At 70.9% G+C, this 24,662-nt stretch carries 22 protein-coding genes; 1 reads left to right on the top strand and 21 read right to left on the bottom strand.

The features are described 5' to 3' along the window. Positions 1-68: 68 nt before the first annotated feature. The 14 genes from ACFYNL_RS24970 to pyrR form a co-directional block, all read right to left on the bottom strand. Positions 69-2,228 (bottom strand): primosomal protein N', encoded by a 2,160-nt coding sequence (locus ACFYNL_RS24970; RefSeq protein WP_388807140.1) that lies wholly within the window; start codon positions 2,226-2,228, stop codon positions 69-71. Between the two features lie 315 nt (positions 2,229-2,543). Further along, entirely contained in the window at positions 2,544-3,752 is a 1,209-nt protein-coding gene (metK, locus tag ACFYNL_RS24965; protein WP_388807138.1) for a methionine adenosyltransferase, read from the bottom strand. A gap of 238 nt (positions 3,753-3,990) precedes the next feature. Continuing rightward, on the bottom strand, positions 3,991-5,193 hold the full coding sequence (coaBC, locus tag ACFYNL_RS24960) for a bifunctional phosphopantothenoylcysteine decarboxylase/phosphopantothenate--cysteine ligase CoaBC (protein ID WP_388807136.1): 1,203 nt from the start codon (positions 5,191-5,193) through the stop codon (positions 3,991-3,993). 105 nt (positions 5,194-5,298) lie between these two features. Next, entirely contained in the window at positions 5,299-5,571 is a 273-nt protein-coding gene (gene rpoZ, locus ACFYNL_RS24955; protein WP_003988945.1) for a DNA-directed RNA polymerase subunit omega, read from the bottom strand. 109 nt (positions 5,572-5,680) lie between these two features. Then, entirely contained in the window at positions 5,681-6,238 is a 558-nt protein-coding gene (gmk, locus tag ACFYNL_RS24950; RefSeq protein ID WP_388807134.1) for a guanylate kinase, read from the bottom strand. A gap of 60 nt (positions 6,239-6,298) precedes the next feature. Beyond that, the gene (locus tag ACFYNL_RS24945) at positions 6,299-6,622 is read right to left on the bottom strand and encodes an integration host factor (RefSeq protein ID WP_003977346.1); all 324 of its coding nucleotides are present in this window, start codon (positions 6,620-6,622) and stop codon (positions 6,299-6,301) included. Positions 6,623-6,942: 320 nt separating this feature from the next. Further along, complete coding sequence (gene pyrF / locus ACFYNL_RS24940) at positions 6,943-7,788, bottom strand: orotidine-5'-phosphate decarboxylase (RefSeq protein ID WP_388807132.1); 846 nt, start codon at positions 7,786-7,788, stop codon at positions 6,943-6,945. Continuing rightward, positions 7,785-8,900 (bottom strand): quinone-dependent dihydroorotate dehydrogenase, encoded by a 1,116-nt coding sequence (locus ACFYNL_RS24935; RefSeq protein ID WP_388807130.1) that lies wholly within the window; start codon positions 8,898-8,900, stop codon positions 7,785-7,787. The genes pyrF and ACFYNL_RS24935 overlap by 4 nt, the downstream gene beginning before the upstream one ends. Before the next feature lie 75 nt (positions 8,901-8,975). Next, complete coding sequence (gene carB, locus ACFYNL_RS24930) at positions 8,976-12,284, bottom strand: carbamoyl-phosphate synthase large subunit (protein WP_388807128.1); 3,309 nt, start codon at positions 12,282-12,284, stop codon at positions 8,976-8,978. Next, positions 12,277-13,434 (bottom strand): glutamine-hydrolyzing carbamoyl-phosphate synthase small subunit, encoded by a 1,158-nt coding sequence (gene carA / locus ACFYNL_RS24925; RefSeq protein ID WP_388807126.1) that lies wholly within the window; start codon positions 13,432-13,434, stop codon positions 12,277-12,279. Before carA ends, carB begins: the two co-directional genes overlap by 8 nt. Then, a complete protein-coding gene (locus ACFYNL_RS24920; protein WP_388807124.1) occupies positions 13,431-14,018 on the bottom strand; it encodes a hypothetical protein in 588 nt (195 codons plus the stop codon). The genes carA and ACFYNL_RS24920 overlap by 4 nt, the downstream gene beginning before the upstream one ends. Next, positions 14,015-15,301, bottom strand: a complete 1,287-nt coding sequence (locus ACFYNL_RS24915; protein ID WP_388807122.1) for a dihydroorotase — start codon at positions 15,299-15,301, stop codon at positions 14,015-14,017. The genes ACFYNL_RS24920 and ACFYNL_RS24915 overlap by 4 nt, the downstream gene beginning before the upstream one ends. Continuing rightward, positions 15,298-16,284: an aspartate carbamoyltransferase catalytic subunit gene (locus ACFYNL_RS24910; RefSeq protein ID WP_388807120.1), complete on the bottom strand. Its 987-nt coding sequence runs from the start codon at positions 16,282-16,284 to the stop codon at positions 15,298-15,300. The genes ACFYNL_RS24915 and ACFYNL_RS24910 overlap by 4 nt, the downstream gene beginning before the upstream one ends. Before the next feature lie 104 nt (positions 16,285-16,388). Beyond that, on the bottom strand, positions 16,389-16,958 hold the full coding sequence (gene pyrR, locus ACFYNL_RS24905) for a bifunctional pyr operon transcriptional regulator/uracil phosphoribosyltransferase PyrR (protein WP_019757326.1): 570 nt from the start codon (positions 16,956-16,958) through the stop codon (positions 16,389-16,391). A 255-nt stretch (positions 16,959-17,213) separates the two neighbouring features. On the opposite strand from pyrR, the gene bldD reads away from it, so the two are divergent. Then, entirely contained in the window at positions 17,214-17,717 is a 504-nt protein-coding gene (bldD, locus tag ACFYNL_RS24900) for a transcriptional regulator BldD (protein ID WP_019757325.1), read from the top strand. Between the two features lie 173 nt (positions 17,718-17,890). Here bldD and nusB read toward each other — a convergent pair whose 3' ends face one another. From nusB to aroC, 7 genes are all read right to left on the bottom strand, one after another. Further along, on the bottom strand, positions 17,891-18,325 hold the full coding sequence (gene nusB / locus ACFYNL_RS24895) for a transcription antitermination factor NusB (protein WP_388807117.1): 435 nt from the start codon (positions 18,323-18,325) through the stop codon (positions 17,891-17,893). A gap of 2 nt (positions 18,326-18,327) precedes the next feature. Continuing rightward, positions 18,328-18,894 carry an elongation factor P gene (efp, locus tag ACFYNL_RS24890; protein WP_015661807.1) on the bottom strand — a complete coding sequence of 189 codons (567 nt, stop codon included), beginning with the start codon at positions 18,892-18,894 and terminating at the stop codon, positions 18,328-18,330. A 51-nt stretch (positions 18,895-18,945) separates the two neighbouring features. Continuing rightward, on the bottom strand, positions 18,946-20,052 hold the full coding sequence (locus ACFYNL_RS24885) for an aminopeptidase P family protein (RefSeq protein WP_388807115.1): 1,107 nt from the start codon (positions 20,050-20,052) through the stop codon (positions 18,946-18,948). 736 nt (positions 20,053-20,788) lie between these two features. Beyond that, positions 20,789-21,673: a Pro-rich N-terminal domain-containing protein gene (locus tag ACFYNL_RS24880; RefSeq protein WP_388807113.1), complete on the bottom strand. Its 885-nt coding sequence runs from the start codon at positions 21,671-21,673 to the stop codon at positions 20,789-20,791. A gap of 168 nt (positions 21,674-21,841) precedes the next feature. Beyond that, positions 21,842-22,933 carry a 3-dehydroquinate synthase gene (gene aroB, locus ACFYNL_RS24875; RefSeq protein WP_388807111.1) on the bottom strand — a complete coding sequence of 364 codons (1,092 nt, stop codon included), beginning with the start codon at positions 22,931-22,933 and terminating at the stop codon, positions 21,842-21,844. Further along, the gene (locus ACFYNL_RS24870; protein ID WP_388807109.1) at positions 22,930-23,445 is read right to left on the bottom strand and encodes a shikimate kinase; all 516 of its coding nucleotides are present in this window, start codon (positions 23,443-23,445) and stop codon (positions 22,930-22,932) included. The genes aroB and ACFYNL_RS24870 overlap by 4 nt, the downstream gene beginning before the upstream one ends. Next, complete coding sequence (gene aroC / locus ACFYNL_RS24865) at positions 23,442-24,626, bottom strand: chorismate synthase (protein ID WP_388807107.1); 1,185 nt, start codon at positions 24,624-24,626, stop codon at positions 23,442-23,444. Before aroC ends, ACFYNL_RS24870 begins: the two co-directional genes overlap by 4 nt. Positions 24,627-24,662: the final 36 nt, after the last annotated feature.

The raw sequence follows: 24,662 nt of genomic DNA, 5'->3' as shown, positions 1-24,662 counted from the left end.
GGACGGCATCCGCCGCGGCGGGACGGCTTTCGCAGCGGCGGGACGGCTTTCGCCGCGGCGCACACAGGTCACCCGATGTCCGGCGGGTCGATCCGTACCCGCACCCGAACCACCGCTTCCCCGCCGCCACGCGCCATCCTCGCCGCCTGCGCGGCCTTCAACGCGGACGCCAACGTGGCTCCGCTTCCGGGTGGCACCCGGATCAGGGCCCGGTCCCAGTGTTCCCCCGGCGGGGGCGCCCCCACGCGCCGCGGCCGGCCCGCAGCCGTGACGGGCAACGGCACCGGCCCCAACACCTCCGCCTCCGGCGGCAGTTCGACCGCATGCAGGAACTCGGCGACCGCCTCCCCGGGGCCGGCCACGGAAGCCATCCGCGACACCGGCGGAAACCCCAGCTCGGCCCGCTCGGCAAGCTCCCGCACCGCGTGTCCCACGGGATCCCACCGCACCAGCGCCTGCACCGGCCGCAGCGTGGGCTCGGCGACGACGACCACCGCGCCTCCGGCACCCTGCGGCCGTACCAGCGCGGCGGCAGCGATCCACCGGCGCAACGCGTCCTCCCCGGCCCGCAGATCGGGCCGTCCGAGCATGGCCCATCCGTCCAGGAGCAGGGCCGCCGCATAGCCGCCTTCGGCGACGGGCTCGGCGCCCGGCGTACTCACGACGAGGGCGGGCGTGCCGGGCACGGTGTCCAGCACATGCTCGCGCCCGGAAGTGCGCACCGGAACGGCGGGAAAGGCCCGCCCCAACTCCTCGGCGGTCCGCCGCGCTCCCACCACCTGGGCCCGCAGGCGGAAGCCACCGCACTCCGGGCAGTGCCAGGCGCCCTCCGCCTGCCCGCACCACCCACAGCGCAGATCGGCGCCGGAGCCCTGCGCCTCCACAGGGCCGGAGCAGTGCCGGCACCGGGCGGGCGCGCGGCAGTTGGCGCAGGCCATCCGTGGTACGTATCCGCGACGGGGCACCTGCACCAGAACCGGCCCCTGACGCAGCCCCTCCCGCACCGTCTGCCAGGCGAGAGTCGGCAACCGGGCGGCCCGGGCGGCCTCGTCCCGGGCCAGATCCTGGTCCCCCACGGTCCGTACGAGCGGGGCGGCACCCCGCACCTGCTCCCGCGTGGCGGCCAAAGGCCGGGCCCAGCCGCTCTCCACGAGCTGGGCTGCCTCGACGGTGCAGCTCCAACTCCCCAGCAGAAAGCCGCACTTGTCCTGCGCCGCCCGCAGCAGCAGCACATCCCGCGCATGCGGCTGAGGCGCGTGCTGCTCGCTGTGGCTGTCGTCCCCGTCGTCCCAGAGGGCGACCAGCCCGAGATTGCGCACCGGTGCGAACATCGCGGCCCGAGTCCCCACGACAGCCCGCACGGATCCCCGCCGCACCGCGAGCCACTCCCGATACCGCTTCTCCGGCCCGGCATCGGCGGTCAGCACCGCATGCCGCCCCTCCCCCATCAACGAGGTCAGGGCGGCGTCGACCCGCGCCACGGACCGCCCGTCCGGCACGACGACGAGCGCCCCTCGCCCGGAGGCCAGGGTCGCGACGACGGCACGGGCCAGCTCGTCACTCCATTCAGGCCCCGGCAGCGCGTTCCACACGGCACGCGGCGCACCCCCGGCGGCCAGCGCCTCCAGGAAGAGGCCCCCTCGCTCGTACCGCTCCCAGGATCCCGCCTCGGGCGCACCGGGCGGTGGCAGCGCTTCGGGTGAGGGTCGCTTCTCGGCCCGGGCACTGCGCGGCGGCACGGCCAGCTGCAGCACATCGGCGAGCCCCCCGGCGTACCGGTCGGCCACCGCCCGCGAGAGTTGGAGCAACTCCTCACTCAGCACCGGCTCGGGGGAGACGACCTGCGCGAGCGCCGCGAGCGGCCCGGAGTAGTCCGACTCGGCGACCCGCTCGACCAGGAACCCGTCGATGAGCCCCCCGCCCTCACGCCGCCCGTCCCGGACCCGCCCGCGCCCGGCTCCGAACCGCACCCGCACCCGCACCCCGGGCTGCGCGTCCGCGTCCAGCTCCTCCGGCACGGCGTAGTCGAAGTACCGGTCGAGGTGCAGCACACCCTTGTCGACCAGCACCCGGGCAACAGGCAGCTTCTCCGCGAGCGCGGCCCCCCGCCAGGTCCTGGGCTTGGCCCGCGGTGCCTTCGCCTTCCGCACACTCTCGCGAATCAGCGCGAGCTGCTCGACCGACGCCCCCTCGCCCCGGCCACCCGACTGCTCGTTCTCGCTGCTCACGCTTGCATTCTTACCAAACGCCACTGACAACCGACGGCGCCCGAGCCCCCACACGGCGCCGAAGCCCACCGAGCCCGCCGGGTTTCCGCGCCGAAGCACTCGTCGCCCTCACGCCCCGCCGCACCGGCCGCACCCCGTCGGTCGCCTAGACGGCGCGAGGAGATCGCCCCGTACGGGCCCGCCGCCCGCTCCGGGCCCGGGACGGCACCCCGACGGGCAGCGGCTCGAACAGGCCGTGGAGAACCGGACACAGACCGAGGCCCGGTACCCCACACAGGGGAACCGGGCCTCGTGCACATCCCGTGCGGCCAGGCGCTACAGGCCCACGGCCTTGCGCAGTGCCTCCACCCGGTCCGTCCGCTCCCAGGTGAACTCCGGCAGCTCACGGCCGAAGTGGCCGTACGCCGCCGTCTGGGCGTAGATCGGGCGCAGCAGGTCCAGGTCGCGGATGATGGCGGCCGGGCGCAGGTCGAAGACCACGTCGATGGCCTTCTCGATCTTCTCGGCGTCGATCTTGGCCGTGCCGAAGGTCTCGACGAACAGGCCCACCGGCTCGGCCTTGCCGATCGCGTACGCGACCTGCACCTCGCAACGGGAGGCGAGGCCGGCAGCGACGACGTTCTTGGCGACCCAGCGCATCGCGTACGCCGCCGAACGGTCCACCTTGGACGGGTCCTTGCCGGAGAAGGCGCCGCCGCCGTGGCGGGCCATGCCGCCGTAGGTGTCGATGATGATCTTGCGGCCGGTCAGACCGGCGTCGCCCATCGGGCCGCCGATCTCGAAGCGGCCGGTGGGGTTGACCAGCAGGCGGTAGTTCTCGGTGTCCAGCTTGATGCCGTCGTCGAGGAGGGCCTTCAGCTCCGGCTCGACCACGAACTCCCGGATGTCCGGGGCGAGAAGCGAGTCGAGGTCGATGTCCGACGCGTGCTGCGAGGAGACCACGACGGTGTCCAGACGGACCGCCTTGTCGCCGTCGTACTCGATGGTGACCTGCGTCTTGCCGTCCGGGCGCAGGTAGGGGATCGTGCCGTTCTTGCGGACCTCGGACAGGCGCTTGGACAGGCGGTGCGCCAGGAAGATCGGGAGCGGCATGAGCGTGGGCGTCTCGTCCGTCGCGTAGCCGAACATCAGGCCCTGGTCACCGGCGCCCTGGCGGTCCAGCTCGTCGTCGTCGCCCTCGACCCGGGTCTCGTACGCCGTGTCCACGCCCTGCGCGATGTCCGGCGACTGCGCGCCGATCGAGACCGAGACGCCGCAGGAGGCGCCGTCGAAGCCCTTCTTCGAGGAGTCGTAGCCGATCTCGAGGATCTTGTTCCGGACCAGAGTGGCGATGTCCGCGTACGTCTTGGTCGTGACCTCACCGGCCACGTGGACCAGACCGGTCGTGATCAAGGTCTCGACGGCGACCCGGGAGGTCGGGTCCTCGCGCAGAAGCGCGTCGAGAATGGTGTCGCTGATCTGGTCAGCGATCTTGTCGGGGTGACCTTCGGTCACGGACTCCGAAGTGAACAGGCGACGGGACACAACGCTCCCTGTGGTTGCAGCGGCTGCTGGCTGATCATTGGCGGACGGGACGGGGGCTGCGCCCGGCGTCGTCCGAGGACAGTTTATCTGTCGTGCTCGGTCACGGACCCCCTGTCTCGCCTCTCGGGAGCGCTGTGACCTGCGGCACGGGCATTCTGCCCAATGTCACCCGCCCTGACCAGAGGCGCCACACCCGAATCGTGCGGCGCCCCACGGAAGTCCGCAGCGCATCAAACATTCATCCGAACCGCCGCGTCACCAGGTCCCATACGGTTTCGGCCAAGGCTTCCTTGGGCCCGTACGGCACCGGGGTCTCACTGCCGTCGGCGCCGAGGACGACCGCCTCGTTCTCCTCCGAACCGAACGTCTTGCGCTCGCCCACCTCGTTCACCACAAGGAGATCGCACCCCTTGCGTTCCAACTTCCTGCGGCCGTTGGCCAGGACGTCGTCCGTCTCGGCGGCGAAGCCGACGACGACCTGGCCGGGGCGGGCTCGCTCGGCGGAGAGCTCGGCGAGAATGTCCGGATTCCGCACCAGAACGATGGGCTCCGGGTCCTGGCCGTCCTTCTTCTTGATCTTCCCGGCGGCGTACGCGGCCGGGCGGAAGTCCGCGACGGCCGCGGCCATCACCACCGCGTCGGCGTCCGCGGCCGCCTTGAGGACCGCCTCCCGCAGTTGTAGTGCCGTGCCGACCGGGACGACGTCCACGCCCGCCGGGTCGGGGAGCCCGGCGTTGGCCGCGATCAGCGTGACACGGGCGCCCCGGGCCGCGGCCGTACGGGCGAGGGCGTAGCCCTGCTTGCCCGAGGAGCGGTTGCCGAGGAAGCGGACCGGGTCGAGGGGCTCGCGTGTCCCACCCGCGCTGACGACGACGTGGCGGCCCTTGAGGTCCGGCTCGGCGACACCCCGTGCCAGGACTCGGCGGCAGACCTCGAAGATCTCGCCGGGCTCGGGCAGCCGGCCCTTACCGGTGTCCACGCCGGTGAGGCGGCCGACGGCGGGCTCGATGACGACAGCGCCGCGCCGGCGCAGGATCGCCACGTTCTCCTGGGTGGCCGGGTGCTCCCACATCTCGGTGTGCATGGCGGGTGCGAAGACGACAGGACAGCGGGCCGTGAGGAGCGTGTTCGTCAGCAGGTCGTCGGCGAGGCCGTGGGCGGCCCTGGCGAGGGTGTCGGCCGTCGCGGGGGCCACGATCACCAGGTCGGCGTGCTGGCCGATGCGGACGTGGGGGACCTCGTGGACGTCGTCCCAGACCTCGGTGGAGACCGGGTTGCCGGAGAGGGCGGACCAGGTGGCGGCGCCGACGAAGTGCAGTGCGGAGGCGGTGGGTACGACGCGCACGTCATGGCCGGACTCCGTGAGCCTGCGCAGCAGCTCACAGGCCTTGTACGCGGCGATGCCGCCGCTGACCCCCAGAACGACCTTCGGCTTGTCCACCGTCTCTCCCCGCACTCGGCAACGTACGACTCCACTACACACCACAGGCCCGGCAGTCGCGCTGCCGGGCCTGTGGAAAAGTCAGCTGCAAGCTGTAAATAGCACTTACTGCGCCGGGCCCTCGACGGCCTCGGACGTCAGCAGACCCGCGTTGATCTCGCGCAGGGCGATCGAGAGCGGCTTCTCGTGGACATGGGTGTCGACGAGCGGACCGACGTACTCGAGGAGGCCCTCGCCGAGCTGCGAGTAGTACGCGTTGATCTGGCGGGCCCGCTTGGCCGCGTAGATCACGAGGCTGTACTTCGAGTCGGTGGCCTCGAGGAGCTCGTCGATCGGCGGGTTGATGATGCCCTCGGGCGCGGAGATGGAAGAGGACACGCTCTACCTTCCGATGGATGGGAAAGATTCAGTGCGAGTGATCAAGCCTGAGCGATCACTTCTGAATGATCAGTCACGACCAGACAGTCAACGATCACACAGTCAACGATCACACAACGTCCATCAAGGCTAGCAGCTCGCGCGCCACGTCCTCGACGGAGGTGTTGACCAAGGTCACATCGAACTCCGGTTCCGCCGCGAGTTCGACCTTCGCCGCGTCCAGGCGGCGCTCGATCACCTCGGGCGGCTCGGTGCCGCGTCCGGTGAGTCTGCGCACGAGCTCCTCCCAGGAGGGAGGAGCCAGGAACACCAGCTGGGCCTCCGTCATGGACTCGCGGACCTGCCGGGCCCCCTGGAGGTCGATCTCCAGCAGGACGGGCTCACCCGCCTCCAGCCGCTCCTGCACGGCCGCGCGCGGCGTGCCGTAGCGGTTGCCGGCGAACTCGGCCCACTCCAGCAGTTCGCCATTGGCGATCAGCTTGTCCATCTCGTCGTCGGTGACGAAGAAGTAGTGGACTCCGTGCTGCTCGCCGGGGCGAGGCTTTCGGGTCGTCGCCGACACCGAGAGCCAGACCTCCGGGTGTTCCTTGCGCATATGAGCGACGACCGTGCTCTTGCCGACCCCCGAAGGGCCGGAGAGCACGGTCAGCCGCGGACGTTCACTCATGCAGCGATTATTCCAGCAATCCCGGAGTGCCCGGGACTCCCGGTCCGGAGTACTCCGGACTCAGGAGCCGGTGCTGCCGAACTCACGCTCCAGGGAAGCGATCTGGTTCGAGCCGAGACCGCGCACGCGGCGGCTCTCGGAGATGCCGAGTCGCTCCATGATCTGCTTGGCGCGGACCTTGCCCACGCCCGGCAGCGACTCAAGGAGAGCGGAGACCTTCATCTTGCCGATGACGTCGTTCTCCTGGCCCTGCTTGATGACCTCGTGCAGGGAGGCGCCGGAGTGCTTGAGTCGATTCTTGACCTCGGCCCGCTCCCGGCGAGCCGCGGCGGCCTTTTCGAGCGCGGCTGCGCGCTGTTCAGGGGTAAGGGGCGGAAGAGCCACGCCTACGTCACCTCGGATGTCGAACTGTCGGATACGGACCGGTGAGGAACCTAGTCGCCCCACACCTGGGGAGGCACGAGCAACACGCTGCCCGTTCTCCCCCACTGCTTTGGAGAGCGTGGGAGGTGCCCCCACTCGTCGGAGACTAGCGGTCAAGTCCGCCAGAGTCAGCGAGAACAGCGGAAAAGTCCTGGTCAGCCTCCGTCAGGCCTGACATTTAGGACATAATGCCCCGGATTTGAGGATGTATTCAGACTCAAGTCGCCGCGAGCCACTCGTCGGAGGTCCCGTGCGAGCAGCTCGAACACGCCTGACGACGGTCAGCCGGCCGTCACAGCCGCCCGGACCTCCTCGGCGAAGCGTGACGAGGCATCACGCAGCGCGACGACGTCGGGTCCGTGCCGCAGCACCCCCCGGCTGACGTTCGGGACGACATTGCGCACCGCGGCGCCGAAGACCCGGGGAAGGTCGGCCGGGGTGGCGCCCTGCGCGCCGATGCCGGGCGCGAGAAGCGGACCGTTGATGTCGAGGTCGTACGTCGACAGGTCGCCGAGCGTGGCGCCGACGACCGCTCCGAAGGACCCCATGGGCTCCTCCCCCACGTTCTCCGCCGCGAGGTGCGCCAGCATCGTCGCCGCGACGGTGCGGCCGTCCGCACGCACCGCGTGCTGGACCTCGCCGCCCTCCGGGTTCGACGTCAGCGCGAGCACGAACAGCCCGGCACCGCTCTCGCGGGCCAGCGCGACGGCCGGGGACAGCGAGCCGTAGCCGAGATACGGGGAGACGGTCAGCGCGTCCGAGAACAGCGGGGAGTCCTTGTGGAGGAAGGACTCGGCGTACGCGGCCATGGTCGAGCCGATGTCGCCGCGCTTGGCGTCCATCACGACCAGCGCACCGGCCGCCCGCGCCTGAGCCACCGACTTCTCCAGGACCGCGACGCCACGCGAGCCGAAGCGCTCGAAGAACGCGCTCTGCGGCTTGAGCACGGCCACCCGGTCGGCCATGGCCTCGACCACCGTGCGGCTGAACCGCTCCAGGCCGGCCACGTCGTCGTTCAGGCCCCACTCCGCGAGCAGGGAGGCGTGCGGGTCGATGCCGACGCACAGGGGGCCGCGCTCGTCCATGGCGCGGCGCAGCCGTGCGCCAAAGGGTTCCAGAGCACTCATGCGGTCTTCCTTGCCTTCCTGACGTCGGCACCGACTGCGTCGGCGAGGGTGGCGTAGGGGCTGGTGCGCAGGCGCGCGGCGAGCCCCTTGTGGATGGCGCGGCCCCAGAAGGGTCCTTCGTAGATGAAGGCGCTGTATCCCTGGACCAGCGTGGCGCCCGCCAGGATGCGCTGCCAGGCGTCCTCGGCGTTCTCCACGCCGCCCACGCCCACGAGGGTGATCCGGTCGCCCACGCGCGCGTACAGGCGTCGCAGCACCTCCAGGGAGCGTGCCTTGAGCGGTGCTCCGGAGAGACCGCCGGTCTCCTTGACCAGGGAGGGTTCGGATTTCAGACCGAGGCCCTCGCGCGCGATGGTGGTGTTGGTGGCGATGATGCCGTCCAGGCCCAGCTCGACGGCCAGGTCGGCGACCGCGTCGATGTCCTCGTCGGCGAGGTCGGGCGCGATCTTCACCAGGAGCGGCACCCGACGGCGGGTCACCGTGCGGTCGGCCGCCTCGCGGACGGCGCTCAGCAGGGGACGCAGGGCCTCGGTGGCCTGGAGGTTGCGCAGGCCGGGCGTGTTGGGCGAGGAGACGTTGACCACCAGGTAGTCGGCGTACGGCGCCAGCCGCTCCGTCGACTTCACGTAGTCACCGACGGCCTCCGCCTCCGGGACGACCTTCGTCTTGCCGATGTTGACGCCCACGACGGTTCTGAAGACAGGCGTACGCGACGCCAGGCGGGCCGCCACGGCCAGCGAGCCCTCGTTGTTGAAGCCCATGCGGTTGATCAGCGCGTGGTCCTTCACGAGCCGGAACAGCCGCTTCTTGGGGTTGCCGGGCTGGGCCTCCCCGGTGACCGTGCCGATCTCGACGTGGTCGAAGCCGAGCATCGACATGCCGTCGATCGCGACCGCGTTCTTGTCGAACCCGGCGGCGAGGCCGAAGGGGCCGTGCATGCGCAGGCCGAAGGCCTCCGTGCGCAGTTCCTTGTAGCGGGGCGCGAGCGCGGCGGCGACGAAGGTGCGCAGCACGGGGATGCGGACGGCGAGGCGGATCCAGCGGAAGGCCAGGTAGTGGGCCTGTTCCGGGTCCATCCGTGTGAAAACCAGACGGAAGAAGAGCTTGTACATGTCGGTGTCCTCTTGAAGTCTCAGGTGACCTCATGAAGAGGGGGACACCGTTTCCGGTGTCCCCCTCGTGGGCTGCTAGTCGCGGGCCGCGGTCAGGTGTTCCGCGTGTTCCTGGAGGGAACGGACCCCCACGTCACCGTGGTTGAGTGCGTCGATGCCCTGGACGGCGGCGGCGAGCGCCTGGACCGTCGTGAGGCAGGGGACCGACCGCGCCACGGCCGCCGTACGGATGTCGTAGCCGTCGAGGCGGCCGCCGGTGCCGTACGGGGTGTTGACGATGAGGTCGACCTCGCCGTCATGGATGAGCTGGACGATGGTCTTCTCGCCGTTCGGGCCGGTGCCCTCGGACTGCTTGCGCACGACGGTGGCGTTGATGCCGTTGCGCTTGAGCACCTCGGCCGTACCGGACGTGGCGAGCAACTCGAAGCCGTGGGCGACCAGTTCACGCGCCGGGAAGATCATCGAGCGCTTGTCCCGGTTGGCCACCGAGATGAACGCGCGGCCCTTGGTGGGCAGCGGGCCGTAGGCGCCCGCCTGCGACTTGGCGTACGCCGTGCCGAAGACGGAGTCGATGCCCATGACCTCGCCGGTGGAGCGCATCTCCGGGCCGAGGACGGTGTCGACGCCGCGGCCGTGGATGTCGCGGAAGCGCGACCACGGCATGACGGCCTCCTTGACGGAGATCGGCGCGTCCAGCGGCAGCTCGCCGCCGTCGCCGTTCGCCGGGAGCAGGCCCTCGGCGCGCAGCTCCGCGATGGTCGCGCCCAGCGAGATGCGGGCGGCGGCCTTCGCCAGCGGCACCGCGGTCGCCTTCGAGGTGAAGGGGACCGTGCGGGACGCGCGCGGGTTGGCCTCCAGGACGTACAGGATGTCGCCGGCCATCGCGAACTGGATGTTGATCAGGCCGCGCACGCCGACGCCCTTGGCGATGGCCTCCGTGGAGGCGCGCAGGCGCTTGACGTCGAAGCCGCCGAGGGTGATCGGGGGCAGGGCGCACGCCGAGTCGCCGGAGTGGATGCCGGCCTCCTCGATGTGCTCCATGACGCCGCCGAGGTACAGCTCCTGGCCGTCGTAGAGGGCGTCGACGTCGATCTCGATGGCGTCGTCGAGGAAGCGGTCGACGAGGACCGGCCGGGTGGGGCTGATCTCGGTCGACTCCGCGATGTACGCCTCCAGGCGCGTCTCGTCGTAGACGATCTCCATGCCGCGTCCGCCGAGCACGTACGACGGCCGCACCAGGACCGGGTAGCCGATCTCGTCGGCGATGGCCTTGGCCTCGGTGAAGGTGGTGGCCGTGCCGTGCTTGGGGGCGGGAAGCCCGGCCTCGGCGAGCACGCGCCCGAAGGCGCCCCGGTCCTCGGCGGCGTGGATGGCCTCCGGCGAGGTGCCCACGATCGGCACGCCGTTGTCCTTCAGCGCCTGGGACAGGCCGAGCGGGGTCTGGCCGCCCAACTGGACCACGACACCGGCGATCGGGCCGGCGAGCGACTCGGCGTGGACGATCTCCAGCACGTCTTCCAGCGTCAGCGGCTCGAAGTACAGCCGGTCGGAGGTGTCGTAGTCGGTGGAGACGGTCTCCGGGTTGCAGTTGACCATGACGGTCTCGAACCCGGCCTCGCTCAGCGCGAAGGAGGCGTGGACGCAGGAGTAGTCGAACTCGATGCCCTGGCCGATGCGGTTCGGGCCGGAGCCCAGGATGATCACCGCGGGCTTCTCGCGGGGCGCGACCTCGCTCTCCTCGTCGTAGGAGGAGTAGAAGTACGGCGTCTTCGCGGCGAACTCGGCGGCGCAGGTGTCGACCGTCTTGTAGACCGGGCGGATACCGAGCGCGTGCCGCACCTCGCGGACGACGTCCTCGCGCAGACCGCGGATCTCGCCGATCTGCTGGTCGGAGAAGCCGTGCCGCTTGGCCTCGGCGAGCAGCTCGCGGGTGAGCTCCGGGGCCTCGGCGAGTTCGTCGGCGATCTCCTTGATGAGGAAGAGCTGGTCGACGAACCAGGGGTCGATCTTCGTGTACTCGAAGACCTCCTCGGGCGTGGCGCCCGCCCGGATGGCCTGCATGACGGCGTTGATCCGGCCGTCGGTGGGCCGTACGGCCTCCCGCAGCAGCTCGTTCTTGTCGCCGGGCTCGCCGACGAACGTGAACTGGCTGCCCTTCTTCTCCAGCGAGCGCAGGGCCTTCTGGAAGGCCTCGGTGAAGTTGCGGCCGATGGCCATGGCCTCGCCGACCGACTTCATGGTCGTGGTCAGCGTGGAGTCGGCCTGCGGGAACTTCTCGAAGGCGAACCGCGGGGCCTTGACGACCACGTAGTCGAGCGTGGGCTCGAAGGAGGCGGGGGTCTCCTGCGTGATGTCGTTCGGGATCTCGTCGAGGGTGTAGCCCACGGCGAGCTTGGCGGCGATCTTGGCGATGGGGAACCCGGTCGCCTTGGAGGCGAGGGCCGAGGAGCGCGACACGCGCGGGTTCATCTCGATGACGATGACGCGGCCGTCGGCCGGGTTCACCGCGAACTGGATGTTGCAGCCACCGGTGTCCACGCCGACCTCGCGGATGACCGCGATGCCGATGTCACGCAGGATCTGGTACTCGCGGTCGGTGAGGGTCATCGCCGGGGCGACGGTGATGGAGTCGCCGGTGTGCACGCCCATCGGGTCGAAGTTCTCGATGGAGCAGACGACCACGACGTTGTCGTGCTTGTCGCGCATCAGCTCCAGCTCGTACTCCTTCCAGCCGAGGATGGACTCCTCCAGGAGCACCTCGGTGGTCGGCGAGAGGGTGAGGCCCTGCCCGGCGATGCGGCGCAGCTCCTCCTCGTCGTGGGCGAAGCCGGAGCCGGCGCCGCCCATGGTGAAGGAGGGGCGGACGACGACCGGGTAGCCGCCGAGCTCCTCGACGCCCGCGAGGACCTCGTCCATGGAGTGGCAGATGACCGAACGGGCGGACTCGCCGTGCCCGATCTTCTTGCGCACCTCCTCCACGACCTCCTTGAACTGGTCGCGGTCCTCGCCCTTGTGGATGGCGGCCACGTTGGCGCCGATGAGCTCGACCCCGTACTTGTCCAGGACGCCGTTCTCGTGCAGCGCGATCGCGGTGTTGAGCGCCGTCTGACCGCCCAGGGTGGGCAGCAGGGCGTCCGGCCGCTCCTTGGCGATGATCTTCTCGACGAACTCCGGGGTGATCGGCTCGACGTAGGTGGCGTCGGCGATCTCCGGGTCGGTCATGATCGTCGCCGGGTTGGAGTTCACGAGGATGACGCGCAGGCCCTCGGCCTTGAGCACGCGGCACGCCTGCGTACCGGAGTAGTCGAACTCGGCGGCCTGGCCGATGACGATCGGGCCGGAGCCGATGACCAGGACGGACTGGATATCGGTGCGCTTAGGCACGCTGGCCCTCCATCAGGGATACGAAGCGGTCGAACAGGTAGGCGGCGTCGTGCGGGCCGGCTGCCGCTTCGGGGTGGTACTGGACGCTGAAGGCCGGCCTGTCGAGGAGCTGGAGGCCCTCCACCACGTTGTCGTTGAGGCAGACGTGGGAGACCTCGGCGCGGCCGTAGGGGGTCTCGGAGACCTTGTCGGTCGGGGCGTCCACGGCGAAGCCGTGGTTGTGCGCGGTGACCTCGACCTTGCCGGTCGTACGGTCCTGGACCGGCTGGTTGATGCCGCGGTGGCCGTACTTCAGCTTGTAGGTGCCGAAGCCGAGCGCGCGGCCCAGGATCTGGTTGCCGAAGCAGATGCCGAAGAGCGGGGTGCCGCGCTCCAGGACGGCCTGCATGACGGAGACCGGGTGGTCGGCGGTGGCCGGGTCGCCGGGGCCGTTGGAGAAGAACACGCCGTCGGGGTTCACGGCGTACACGTCCTCGGCGGTGGCCGTGGCGGGCAGTACGTGCACCTCGATGCCGCGTTCGGCCATCCGGTGCGGGGTCATGCCCTTGATGCCGAGGTCGACGGCGGCGACGGTGAACTTCTTCTCACCGATCGCCGGGACGACGTACGCCTCCTTGGTGGCGACCTCGGCGGAGAGGTCGGCGCCCTTCATCTCGGGGGCCTGGCGGACCTCGGCGAGCATGGTGCCCTCGTCGGGCAGGGCGTTGCCGGAGAAGATGCCGACGCGCATGGCGCCGCGCTCGCGCAGGTGGCGCGTGAGGGCGCGGGTGTCGATGCCGGAGATGCCGACGACGCCCTGGGTGCGCAGCTCGTCGTCCAGGGAGCGCCGGGAGCGCCAGTTGGACGGCACGCGCGCGGGGTCGCGCACGACGTATCCGGCGACCCAGATCCGCTTGCTCTCCGGGTCCTCGTCGTTGACGCCGGTGTTGCCGACGTGCGGGGCGGTCATCACGACGACCTGGCGGTGGTACGACGGGTCGGTGAGGGTCTCCTGGTAGCCGGTCATGCCGGTGGAGAACACGGCCTCGCCGAAGGTCACCCCCACGGCCCCGTAGGCGCGGCCGCGGAAGATCCGGCCGTCCTCCAGGACGAGTACGGCGGGAGCCGCCTTGTGCCTCGGCGAGGCGGTCCCCTGGTTGGAGGTCGTCATCGTTCGGCGCCTTCCGTGCTGTTGCTGTTGATCATGGAGTTAATGACGTCGACCCACTCGTTGTGCTCGGCTGCGTGGTCCGAGCGGAACCCCGAGTCGATCAGCCGTTCACCGTGGGCCCAGGTGACCACGAGCAGTCCGCCCTCGGTGAGGACCTTGCCGGCGATTCCCTTGTCCAGCCGGGCCTCGCGCAGCTGTGCGGCCGGGACGAAGAAGTCGGTCGCGCCGGGGCGTACGACGTCCAGTCCCGCGTCCGTCAGGGTGAGCTCGACCCGGCTGCGGGTGCCCAGGCCGTGCGCCACGATGCGGTCCAGCCACTGACCTGCCGTGGTCGAGCCGTGGTAGCGGCCGCTCATGCTCAGTCTGGCCGGGCCGGGGTCGTCCGGCGCGCTGGGCAGCTCGGGCAGGTCGCCCTGGAGCGTGCCGCGCCATTTCCAGCCCTCGCGCATCAGCCAGTAGACGAGCGCGACGAAGAGGGCTAGTCCGACGACCCAGCCGATGCGGGCGGCCCAGTCGGTCACTTCGGCCGACTTCTGGTCGGCCGCGAGGTGGGTGCCGGCTGCGAGCAGTGGTGCAGGTGTCACGTGAGCTTCCCGTCGACGAGCGTGGCCTTGCCCCGGAGCCACGTGTGCGTGACACGGCCCGGCAGCTCACGCCCCTCGTACGGGGTGTTGCGGCTGCGCGAGGCGAAGCCCGCGGGGTCCACGCCCCCACGGTATTCCGTGTCGACGAGCGTGAGGTTGGCGGGCTCACCAGCCGAGACGGGACGCCCGTGGCCCTTGGCCTGCCCGATCTCGGCGGGCTTGAAGGACATGCGCTCGGCGACCTTGGCCCAGGTGAGGAGCCCGGTGTCCACCATGGTCTCCTGCACCACCGACAACGCGGTCTCCAGGCCGACCATCCCCATGGCGGCCGCGGCCCACTCGCAGTCCTTGTCCTCGTGCGGGTGCGGGGCGTGGTCGGTGGCGACGATGTCGATCGTGCCGTCGGCGAGCGCCTCGCGCAGGGCCATGACGTCACGCTCGGTGCGCAGCGGCGGGTTCACCTTGTAGACCGGGTTGTACGTGCGGACCAGTTCGTCGGTGAGGAGCAGGTGGTGCGGGGTGACCTCGGCGGTGACGTCGATCCCGCGGGACTTGGCCCAGCGCACGATCTCCACCGAGCCCGCGGTCGACAGGTGGCAGATGTGGACACGCGAGCCGACGTGCTCGGCGAGCAGGACGTCCCGGGCGATGATCGATTCTTCGGCCACCGCGGGCCAGCCGCCGAGTCCGAGTTCGGCGGAGACGACACCCTCGTTCATCTGGGCGCCCTCGGTCAGTCGCGGCTCCTGCGCGTGCTGGGCGACGACACCGCCGAACGCCTTCACGTACTCCAGCGCCCGCCGCATGATCACGGCGTCGTCGACGCACTTGCCGTCGTCGGAGAAGACGGTCACCCCGGCGGCCGACTCGTGCATGGCGCCCAGCTCGGCGAGCTTCTTGCCCTCCAGGCCGACGGTGACGGCGCCGATGGGCTGCACGTCGCAGTAGCCGTGCTCACGGCCCAGTCGCCAGACCTGCTCGACGACACCGGCGGTGTCGGCCACCGGGAAGGTGTTGGCCATGGCGAACACGGCCGTGTAGCCGCCGGAGGCGGCCGCGCGCGTGCCGGTCAGCACGGTCTCGGAGTCCTCACGGCCGGGCTCGCGCAGGTGGGTGTGCAGGTCGACGAGCCCCGGCAGGAGCACCTTGCCGCCGGCCTCGACGACGTCGGCGCCCTCGTCGGAGAGCCCGGCACCGACGGCCTCGATGACGGAACCGTTGATCAGGACATCCTGCGGCTCGCCGCCGAGCACCTTCGCACCACGGATCAGGATCTTGCTCATCGGTCTTGCTTCTCCTCGGTACGGGTGTGGGTGACGGCGGGTTCGTTGCCCCCGAGCAGCAGGTACAGAACGGCCATCCGGATGGAGACTCCGTTTGCGACCTGCTCGATCGCGGTGCAGCGCTCGGAGTCGGCGACCTCGGCGGTGATCTCCATGCCGCGGACCATCGGGCCGGGGTGCATCACGACGGCGTGCTCGGGCATCCGCGCCATGCGGTCGCCGTCGAGCCCGTAGCGTCGCGAGTACTCGCGCTCGGTGGGGAAGAAGGCGGCGTTCATGCGCTCGCGCTGCACGCGCAGCATCATCACCGCGTCGGACTTGGGCAGTGTGGCGTCGAGGTCGTACGACACCTCGCAGGGCCAGTTCTCGACGCCGACGGGCACCAGGGTGGGCGGCGCGACCAGGGTGACCTCGGCGCCCAGGGTGTGCAGCAGGTCGACGTTGGAGCGGGCGACCCGGCTGTGCAGGACGTCACCGACGATCGTGATGCGCTTGCCGTCGAGGTCCTGGCCGATGCCGGCGTCCCGTCCGACGAGGCGGCGGCGCATGGTGAAGGCGTCCAGCAGCGCCTGGGTGGGGTGCTGGTGGGTGCCGTCACCGGCGTTGATGACGGCGGCGTCGATCCAGCCGGAGTTGGCCAGCCGGTACGGGGCTCCGGAGGCGCCGTGCCGGATGACGACGGCGTCGACGCCCATGGCCTCCAGGGTCTGGGCGGTGTCCTTGAGGGACTCGCCCTTGGAGACGCTCGACCCCTTGGCGGAGAAGTTGATCACATCCGCGGACAGCCGCTTCTCGGCGGCCTCGAAGGAGATGCGGGTGCGGGTGGAGTCCTCGAAGAAGAGGTTCACGACGGTGCGGCCGCGCAGGGTCGGCAGCTTCTTGATCGGCCGGTCGGCGACCCGGGCCATCTCCTCGGCGGTGTCGAGGATCAGGACGGCGTCGTCGCGGGTGAGGTCGGCGGCCGAGATGAGATGACGCTGCATCTGTCAGGCTCCGTAAGGCAGTTCAGGTCAGGAGTGTTCGGACGGCACGCACGCGTGGAGGCGCGCCGAGCCGGCGTACGGCAGCGCCGTACGCCTTCCGCGTGCTACGGGGTCTGCTTCGCACCGAGCAGCACGGTGTCACGACCGTCCTCCTCGGCGAGCTGGACCTTGACCGTCTCCCGCAACGACGTGGGGAGGTTCTTGCCGACGTAGTCGGCGCGGATGGGCAGTTCGCGGTGGCCGCGGTCGACGAGGACCGCGAGCTGGACCGCGCGCGGACGCCCGATGTCGTTCAGGGCGTCGAGGGCGGCACGGATGGTGCGGCCGGAGAACAGGACGTCGTCGACGAGGACGACGAGGCGGCCGTCGATCCCGTCGCCGGGGATCTCCGTGCGGGCCAGCGCACGCGGCGGGTGCATGCGCAGGTCGTCGCGGTACATGGTGATGTCGAGCGAGCCGACCGGGATCTTTCGCTCGGTGATCTGCTCCAGCTTTGCGGCGAGCCGCTGGGCGAGGAAGACGCCGCGGGTCGGAATGCCGAGGAGCACCACGTCGTCGGCGCCCTTGGCGCGTTCGACGATCTCGTGGGCGATGCGGGTCAACACCCGCGCGATGTCAGGGCCTTCGAGAACGGGCCGGGCGTCGGACGCTTGCGTGTCCTGCTGGCTGTCCATACGAAAGGGACCTCCTTCTCCGCCTCACGGGACGGACCTTAAAGGACGTCTGGTTTGCGCCATCCACCGTAGCAGGCCGAGGAGACCCCACCGTTCACCCCCTTGGCCTAATAGGCCGCTGATAGCACGGAAGCGTCGGTGTGGACCATTCGGCTTGACGCGCCAGAGTAACGCTGCGTAACCTCACAGTGAGTTACCAGCCGCGCGGCCTGGAACCCAAAGCCAGTCGCGTCGACACAGTGTCCGGGGAGCTATATGTCCAGCGAATACGCCAAACAGCTCGGGGCCAAGCTCCGGGCCATCCGCACCCAGCAGGGCCTTTCCCTCCACGGTGTCGAGGAGAAGTCCCAGGGTCGCTGGAAGGCCGTGGTGGTCGGTTCGTACGAGCGCGGCGACCGTGCCGTGACCGTGCAGCGCCTTGCCGAGCTGGCGGATTTCTACGGCGTTCCGGTGCAGGAACTGCTGCCGGGCACCACGCCGGGCGGCGCCGCCGAGCCGCCGCCGAAGCTGGTCCTCGACCTGGAGCGGCTGGCTCATGTGCCGGCCGAGAAGGCGGGCCCGCTGCAGCGGTACGCCGCTACGATCCAGTCGCAGCGCGGTGACTACAACGGCAAGGTGCTGTCGATCCGCCAGGACGACCTGCGCACACTCGCCGTCATCTACGACCAGTCCCCGTCGGTCCTCACCGAGCAGCTGATCAGCTGGGGTGTGCTGGACGCGGACGCGCGTCGTGCGGTCACCCACGCCGAGGAGAGCTGAGGTCCCTCGGGATCGACCCACTCCGCAGAAACGTGCCGCCGGGGTGGCCGGAACTTTACGGTTCCGGCCACCCCGGCGGCGTTCTGCGGGCTTCAGGGGACGCGGAGGCACCACAGACGCCGGAGGGCCCGCAGCATGCGTGCTGCGGGCCCTCCGGCGTTTTCGGAAATCCCTTACGCTTCCCCGCGTCGCAGCGAGGGCTTCAGGTCCTTGAGCCGGCCGAGCAGGCCGTTGACGAACGAGGGCGACTCGTCCGTGGAGAACTCCTTCGCCAGCTGCACCATCTCGTCGAGCACGACCGCGTCCGGGGTCTCGTCGACCCAGATCAGTTCGTACGCGCCGAGGCGCAGGATATTGCGGTCCACGACCGGCATCCGGTCGAGCGTCCAGCCGACGGAGTACTGCGCGATCAGCTCGTCGATGCGCTTCGCCTTCTGCGCGTACCCCTCGACCAGCTGCATGGTGTACTCGCTCACCGGCGGCTGCCGGGTGTCGGTCCGGGAGAGCCGGATCCAGTCCGCGAGGACCGTCAGGACGTCGGCCCCGCGCTGGTCGCCCTCGAAGAGGATCTGGAAGGCGCGCTTGCGGGCCGTGTTGCGGGCAGCCACGGTTAGCTGTTCACCCGGCCGAGGTAGTCGCTCGTACGGGTGTCGACCTTGATCTTCTCACCGGTGGTGATGAAGAGCGGGACCTGGATCTGGTGACCGGTCTCCAGCGTGGCCGGCTTGGTTCCGCCGGTGGAGCGGTCGCCCTGGACGCCCGGCTCGGTCTCCTGGATGACGAGCTCGACGGCGGCCGGCAGCTCGACGAAGAGCACCTCGCCCTCGTGCTGCGCGACGGTGGCGGTGAAGCCCTCGATCAGGAAGTTGGCGGCGTCGCCGACGGCCTTGCGGTCGACCATCAGCTGGTCGTAGGTCTCCATGTCCATGAAGACGAAGTACTCGCCGTCCATGTAGGAGAACTGCATGTCGCGCTTGTCGACGGTGGCCGTCTCGACCTTCACGCCGGCGTTGAAGGTCTTGTCGACGACCTTCCCGGACAGCACGTTCTTGAGCTTGGTGCGCACGAAGGCCGGGCCCTTGCCGGGCTTGACGTGCTGGAACTCGACGACGGACCAGAGCTGGCCGCCTTCGAGCTTGAGCACCATGCCGTTCTTGAGGTCGTTCGTGGAAGCCACGGTTGCGGAATCTCCTGGACTGACGTGGACGACCCCGGCGCACGCCACTGTCTACAGGGCGAGCAGCTCCTTGGTCGTGATGGTGAGTAGCTCGGGTCCGCCGTCCGCCTCGGGGCGGACGACGAGCGTGTCATCGATCCGGACGCCGCCCCGGCCCGGGAGGTGGACCCCCGGTTCGACGGTGACCGGCACGCAAGCGTCCAGTTTACCCATGGCCGCGGGAGCCAACTGAGGGTCCTCATCGATTTCGAGCCCTACGCCGTGGCCGGTGAGGGGTGGCAGGCCCGTGTGGTACCCGGCGGAGTCCAGTACCTGACGTGCGGCGCGGTCCACGTCGCGGTAGGCGACTCCCGGTGCCAGGGACTCCCGTCCGGCGCGCTGGGCGGCGAAGACGAGGTCGTACAACTCGATCTGCCAGTCCGCGGGGGATGTGCCGATGACGAACGTACGGCCGATCTCGCAGCGGTAGCCGCGATACATCGCCCCCAGGCATACGGAGAGGAAGTCACCCTCCTCGACCCGGCGGTCGGTGGGCCGGTGGGCGGGCCGGCCTGCGTTCGGGCCGGTCGCGACGGACGTGGGGAAGGCGGGGCCGTCGGCGCCGTGATCGACCAGGCGTCGTTCGAGTTCCAGTGCGAGGTGACGTTCGGTACGGCCGACCAGGATGGATTCGAGCAGCTCCCCGAGGGCCTGGTCGGCGATCTCGGCCCCGATGCGGAGGCAGGAGATCTCCTCCTCGTCCTTGACCACCCTGAGCTGCTCCACGGCTGAGCCGAGGTCGGCGAGGCGCAGTCGCGGGACGACCGAGCGGATGGCTCGGTGACGGGCCACGGTGAGGTGGTGTTCCTCCACGGCGAGACAGACCCCGCCCTGCGCCGCTGCGAGGTCGGCGGCGGCGACGGCCGGGTCGCCTCCGGCGCTGGGGAGGACGTGGATCCGCAGGGCCTCGTCCGGGCGGCCCACACCGGGCCGGTCGTCCGGCGGGCCGGAACACACGAGCAGGTCTTCGGTCTTGCCGAGAAGCAGCACGGAGCCCTGCGGGGCGGCGCCCGCGAGGTAGCGGACGTTGGCGGGGCGGGAGATCAGCGCGGTGGCGCTGCCGCTGGCCTGGCAGCGGTCCCTCAGCCGGGATCGGCGGGTGGCGTACGCCTCTGACATGACCCGAGCGTAAGAGCTCCGCGGGGTTGGCGCCGGTTGGGGGCGTCTGAGTGGGCGGTGAGCGGTTTGTGCGGGTTGGGGTGGCGGCTGGGGGCCGGGGTGGGGCCGGCTGTGGTGTGCCGGGTGCGGGCGCGCGGGGGCTGGGCGCGCAGTTCCCCGCGCCCCCGGAGGGCGACCGAGAGGGGCCGCTCGGGCCTGCGGGGACGTGCGCGGAACCGCCGGGAGCCGGGGTGGGACCGGACGTGGCGTGCCGGGTGCGGGCGCGTGGGGGCTGGGCGCGCAGTTCCCCGCGCCCCCGGGGGGGCGACCGAGTGGGGCCGCTCGGGCGTGCGGGGATGTGTGCGGGACCGCCGGGAGCCGGGGTGGGACCGGACGTGGCGTGCCGGGTGCTGGCGCGCGGGGGCTGGGCGCGCAGTTCCCCGCGCCCCCGGAGGGCGACCGAGAGGGGCCGCTCGGGCCTGCGGGGACGTGCGCGGAACCGCCGGAAGCCGGGGTGGGGTCGGCTGTGGTGTGCCGGGTGCGGGCGCGTGGGGGCTGGGCGCGCAGTTCCCCGCGCCCCCGGGGGGCGACCGAGTGAGCCGGGACCGGCCGTGCGGGGATGTGCGCGGGATCGCCGGAAGCCGGGGTGGGACCGGACGTCGTGAGCCGGGTGCTGGCGCGCGGGGGCTGGGCGCGCAGTTCCCCGCGCCCCCGGAGGGCGACCGAGAGGGGCCGCTCGGGCCTGCGGTCGGCTCGGTTACCAGTTCGGGGGGCTTGCGATGGACCGGGAGAGGACGTCGTCCAGGACCTGGGCCGTCTGAGGGACGTCGAGCTGGGAATTGTCGATGATCGGGAGGCCGGAGCCGTACCAGCCCGCCATGCGGCCGTGGATGCGGGCGACCTCCTCGTCGCTGAGGCGGCGGTTGCCCGTGCGTTCGGCGTTGCGCTCCAGGACGATCTCCAGGCCCGGGAGCAGCACCACGGGCAGGAGGCCGGGGCCGACGTGGCGCTTCCAGCCGCCGAGCCCCACGACGGGGCGGTCGGGGAAGACGGCGTCGTCGAGGATGCAGGAGATGCCGTTGGCCAGGAAGTTGCGCGCGGCGAAGCCGCAGGTGCGGCGGGCCAGGCGGTACTGGGCCTCGGAATGGTCGTTCCACCCGGACTGGGGGTCGGCGAAGCCCGAGCGGACCCATTCGCGTACGTCGTCGAGGCTGATGTGGGCCGTGGGGACCCGTCGGTGGTCCGCCCAGTACTTGGCCACGCTCGTCTTGCCGGCTCCCGCCGGTCCGATGAGCAGCACCGCGAGGGTGGTGGTGGTCGGGTCGGGTGCCGCGGTGGCCGGTGGGGTGCTCGGCACGGCGACGGGACCGCCGGGCGGCAACGGGACGTGGCCCGTGGTCTCCGGTGCCGGCGGGGCAGGGGCGTGGTGCGGTCCGGGCGGGACCTGGCCGGGAGGTGTGTATCCCGAAGCAGGGGGCGGCGGGGGCACGGGAGCGGAGTGCTGGTGCGGGGCGGGTCCCTGATGCGGGGTGGCTTGCTGCTGCGCGCCCGGGTGGTGCTGACCCGGGTGTTGTGCGGCCGGTGACCAGCCGTGCCCCGACTGGTGGGGCGGCGGCAGCGGAGACCCCACTGCGTGCTGCATCCGGTGCCACTCCGTCTCGTCTTACAGGGCCATTGACGCTGGCAGCAGGGCACGCACCCCGCCGCTACCGAACGGTACCGCCCCCGGCCACCATTTGGTGAACGGCCGGAGGCGGCCCGAAGTGCCCGTCGCCACAGGCGAATCGGACGGAGAGGCGGTTCGGTGGACTTACTGGCCGACTTCGCCGTAGGCGGCGAGCAGCACGGCCGGGTCCGGGCCCTCCAGGACGGTCGGCTTGGCCAGGCCGTCCAGGACGATGAAGCGCAGCAGGTCGCCGCGGGACTTCTTGTCGACCTTCATGGTCTCCAGCAGCTTGGGCCACTGGTCGTGGCGGTAGTGCAGCGGAAGTCCGACCGACTCCAGGATCGTGCGGTGGCGGTCGGCCGTCGCGTCGTCCAACCGGCCTGCCAGACGGCCCAGTTCGGCGGCGAAGTGCATGCCCACCGCGACCGCGGCGCCGTGCCGCCACTTGTAGCGCTCGTTCTTCTCGATGGCGTGACCGAGCGTGTGGCCGTAGTTGAGGATCTCCCTGAGCCCCGACTCCTTCAGATCCGAGGAGACCACCTCGGCCTTGACCCGGATCGACCGCTCGATCAGCTCGGCGGTGTGCGGGCCCGCGGGGGTACGGGCGGCCTCGGGGTCGGCCTCGATCAGCTCCAGGATCCTCGGGTCGGCGATGAAACCGGCCTTGATGACCTCCGCGAGACCCGACACGTAGTCGTTGACCGGGAGGGAGTCCAGCGCGGCCAGATCGCAGAGCACACCGGCCGGCGGGTGGAAGGCACCGACGAGGTTCTTGCCCTCGGCGGTGTTGATGCCGGTCTTGCCGCCGACCGCCGCGTCCACCATGGCCAGCACGGTGGTGGGGATCGCGATCCAGCGCACCCCGCGCAGCCAGGTCGCCGCGACGAAGCCGGCGAGGTCGGTGGTGGCCCCGCCGCCGACGCCGACGATGACGTCGGTGCGGGTGAACCCGGACTGGCCGAGCGCCTTCCAGCAGTACGCGGCCACCTCGGCGGTCTTCGCCTCCTCGGCGTTCGGCACCTGGATGGCGACCGCCTCGTAGCCCTGCTCGGCCAGGTCGGCACGGAGCGCCTCACCGGTCTCGGCCAGCGCCTCGGGGTGGACGACGGCGACGCGCTTGGCCTTCTCCCCGATCAACCCGCCCAGCTCGCCCAGGAGCTGACGGCCCACCAGGACCTCGTACGGGTCGGATCCCGCCGTGCCGCCGACCTGGATCCGGGTCACTGCCTCGCTCATGCTTCCTTCAACTCCAAAGCGTCCAACGCTACTTCGGTGACCTCTTCGGGCGTACGTCCGTCGGTGGCGACCACGACCGTGGCGACCTCCTCGTACAGGTGCCGGCGGGCCTCCATCAGCTCGCGCCACTGCTTGCGCGGGTTGACCGCGAGCAGCGGGCGGGCGACGCCCAGGCCGGTGCGTCTGACCGCCTCCTCGACGTCCATCGACAGGTAGGCCACCCGCTGGCCGGCGAGCAGCGCCCGTGTGTCGGCGTCGAGGATCGCGCCGCCGCCCAGCGCCAGGACGCCGTCGTGCTCGGTGAGCGCCCGGTGCACGGCCGCCTTCTCGATCGCCCGGAAGGCCGGCTCCCCCTCGTCGACGAAGATGTCGGCGATGGTCCGGCCCTGCTCGGCGACGATGTCGTCGTCGGTGTCCCGGTATCCCACCCCGAGCCGTTCGGCCAGAAGCTCCCCGACGGTGGACTTGCCCACTCCCATGGGGCCCACCAGGACGACGACCGGCCGGTTCATCGGATGGCGAGGTTGTCGAGGTACGAGGTCACGTTCCGGCGGGTCTCGGTCACCGAGTCGCCGCCGAACTTCTCCGCCACCGCGTCCGCGAGCACGAGGGCCACCATGGCCTCGGCGACGATGCCGGCTGCCGGCACCGCGGAGACGTCGGAACGCTGGTGGTGGGCGGCGGCCGCCTCGCCCGTGGTGACGTCCACGGTCTGCAGGGCGCGGGGCACGGTCGCGATCGGCTTCATCGCGGCGCGGACCCGCAGCAGCTCACCGGTGGTCAGGCCGCCCTCGGTGCCGCCGGAACGGCCGGAGGTGCGCCGGATGCCCTCGTCGGTCTTCACGATCTCGTCGTGCGCCTTGGACCCCGGGACGCGCGCCAGTTCGAAGCCGTCGCCGATCTCGACGCCCTTGATCGCCTGGATGCCCATGAGCGCGCCGGCGAGCCGGGCGTCCAGCTTGCGGTCCCAGTGCACGTGCGAACCGAGGCCCACGGGGACGCCGTACGCCAGGATCTCGACCACGCCACCGAGGGTGTCGCCGTCCTTGTGGGCCTGGTCGATCTCGGCGACCATCGCCTTCGAGGCGTCGGCGTCCAGACAACGCACGGGGTCGGCGTCCAGCTTCTCGACGTCGGCCGGGGTCGGGTACACGCCCTGCGGCGCCTTCGCGGAGGCCAGCTCGACCACGTGGCTGACGATCTCGATCCCGGCGGTCTCCTTCAGGTACGACCGCGCCACCGCGCCCAGCGCCACACGAGCGGCGGTCTCCCGGGCGGAGGCCCGCTCCAGGATGGGGCGCGCCTCGTCGAAGCCGTACTTCTGCATACCGGCGAGGTCGGCGTGGCCGGGACGCGGCCGGGTCAGCGGGGCGTTGCGGGCGAGCCCCGCCAGGATCTCGGGGTCGACCGGGTCGGCGGCCATGACCTGTTCCCACTTCGGCCACTCGGTGTTGCCCACCATGATCGCGACCGGCGAGCCCAGGGTGAGTCCGTGGCGGACGCCGCCGAGGAAGGTGACCTGGTCCTGCTCGAACTTCATGCGCGCACCGCGGCCATAACCGAGCCGGCGCCTGGCCAGGTGGTCCGCCACCATCTCCGTGGTGATCGGCACGCCGGCGGGAAGGCCCTCCAGCGTCGCGACGAGTGCGGGGCCATGGGACTCCCCCGCGGTCAGCCAGCGCAACCTGCTCAACGGTGCTCCTCGATGCTCGCGCCCGGTACTGCCCTG

The organism is Streptomyces sp. NPDC007808 (genome assembly GCF_042868655.1).
GTDB lineage: Bacteria > Actinomycetota > Actinomycetes > Streptomycetales > Streptomycetaceae > Streptomyces.
The sequence above is the reverse complement of the archived record's forward strand: the minus strand, read 5'-3'. Positions and strand labels throughout refer to the sequence as shown.

Coding starts and splice junctions, on each gene's coding strand:
- gmk (WP_388807134.1), bottom strand. CDS start 6,238: ATGAGTGAACGTCCGCGGCTGACCGTGCTCTCCGGCCCTTCGGGGGTC.
- pyrF (WP_388807132.1), bottom strand. CDS start 7,788: ATGAGTGCTCTGGAACCCTTTGGCGCACGGCTGCGCCGCGCCATGGAC.
- ACFYNL_RS24935 (WP_388807130.1), bottom strand. CDS start 8,900: ATGTACAAGCTCTTCTTCCGTCTGGTTTTCACACGGATGGACCCGGAA.
- carA (WP_388807126.1), bottom strand. CDS start 13,434: ATGACGACCTCCAACCAGGGGACCGCCTCGCCGAGGCACAAGGCGGCT.
- ACFYNL_RS24915 (WP_388807122.1), bottom strand. CDS start 15,301: ATGAGCAAGATCCTGATCCGTGGTGCGAAGGTGCTCGGCGGCGAGCCG.
- ACFYNL_RS24910 (WP_388807120.1), bottom strand. CDS start 16,284: ATGCAGCGTCATCTCATCTCGGCCGCCGACCTCACCCGCGACGACGCC.
- pyrR (WP_019757326.1), bottom strand. CDS start 16,958: ATGGACAGCCAGCAGGACACGCAAGCGTCCGACGCCCGGCCCGTTCTC.
- bldD (WP_019757325.1), top strand. CDS start 17,214: ATGTCCAGCGAATACGCCAAACAGCTCGGGGCCAAGCTCCGGGCCATC.
- ACFYNL_RS24885 (WP_388807115.1), bottom strand. CDS start 20,052: ATGTCAGAGGCGTACGCCACCCGCCGATCCCGGCTGAGGGACCGCTGC.
- ACFYNL_RS24880 (WP_388807113.1), bottom strand. CDS start 21,673: ATGCAGCACGCAGTGGGGTCTCCGCTGCCGCCGCCCCACCAGTCGGGG.
- aroB (WP_388807111.1), bottom strand. CDS start 22,933: ATGAGCGAGGCAGTGACCCGGATCCAGGTCGGCGGCACGGCGGGATCC.
- ACFYNL_RS24870 (WP_388807109.1), bottom strand. CDS start 23,445: ATGAACCGGCCGGTCGTCGTCCTGGTGGGCCCCATGGGAGTGGGCAAG.